Origin of the sequence: Lysinibacillus sp., from assembly GCF_032093475.1 — a bacterium.
Lineage (GTDB): Bacteria > Bacillota > Bacilli > Bacillales_A > Planococcaceae > Lysinibacillus > Lysinibacillus irui.
The window spans coordinates 1,181-2,267 of the sequence record NZ_DAMDAY010000222.1 but is presented as its reverse complement, the minus strand read 5'-3'; the positions used below and the strand labels follow the sequence as shown (position 1 = coordinate 2,267).

The 1,087-nt window shown below is 36.9% G+C and carries 1 protein-coding gene and 1 tRNA gene; one reads left to right on the top strand and one right to left on the bottom strand.

All coding sequences use genetic code 11. The features are described from left to right. Position 1: 1 nt before the first annotated feature. Positions 2 to 78: transfer RNA gene (locus tag RT445_RS23630), tRNA-Asn, on the bottom strand. 269 nt (positions 79 to 347) lie between these two features. Between RT445_RS23630 and RT445_RS23625 the strand changes: the two genes are divergently transcribed. Next, positions 348 to 1,087: AMP-binding protein (locus tag RT445_RS23625; protein WP_313471766.1), on the top strand; the 740-nt coding region annotated here is incomplete at its 3' end.

Genomic DNA, 1,087 nt, shown 5'->3' with positions numbered 1-1,087 from the left:
ATGGCTCCGAAGGCAGGACTCGAACCTGCGACAACCTGATTAACAGTCAGGTGCTACTACCAACTGAGCTACTTCGGAACAATACTATTCAATTCGGTTTTAAATAACCTCTTAAGTACATTTCTTATTATAGCAAGCATTCTAAATAATGCAACACATTTGGTGAAAATTTTTATATTTTTTTGTCGAAGGATGCTTACAGATTAATTCAATGCATAATAGTTCTCTATTATATCTAATATTTCTATTTTACGTACTAAATATTCTTGCTGTATATTATTGTAATTGTTAAAATAAAAATAGTTTTATGAATTTTCTATCAAATTTCCTGGGGGAGGAATGTTCTTATGGTATCAAATGATTTAATTGCACCTGAGTTTTATAACATCACAGAGGAATTAGAAAAATTTTCGCAGGATAGTGAACGTCAAGCAATACGTTGGTTAAATACACAACAAGAGAGAAGAACAGTTTCATATGTTGAACTTGTCCAAAAAATGAACCAATACGCCAATGCGTTTACGAAGATAGGGCTTCAAAAAGGAGATCGCGTTTTAGTTATTATACCTCGCCTACCAGAAGCCTATTTCGTTTTTCTTGGCTGCTTAAAGGCTGGCATTGTTCCTATTTCATGTTCAGAAATGCTACGTGCAAGTGACTTGGAATATCGTATGGAACATTCTTCTGCTAGTGCCGTTATTGCCTATGAGGCATTTACTGGTGAGGTTGATCAAATAGCTTCTACTGTAGACGCATTAAATAACAAATTAGTTATCGGTAGTGCAAAAGAAGAATGGACTTCTTTAGATGAATTAGCGAGTACACAGCCAACTACATTTACAGCTGTAGCGACAAAACGTGATGATATGGCATTCCTTTCGTATACTTCAGGGACAACCGGTAAACCTAAAGGTGTTGTTCATTCACATTGCTGGGGATATGCACATATTCGAACAGCTGCTTCAAAATGGCTTTGCGTTCGTGAAGGTGATTTAGTTTGGGCAACTGCAGCCCCGGGATGGCAAAAATGGATTTGGAGTCCTTTCTTATCCACAATCATGCTTGGTGCCACAGCATTCGTTTATCA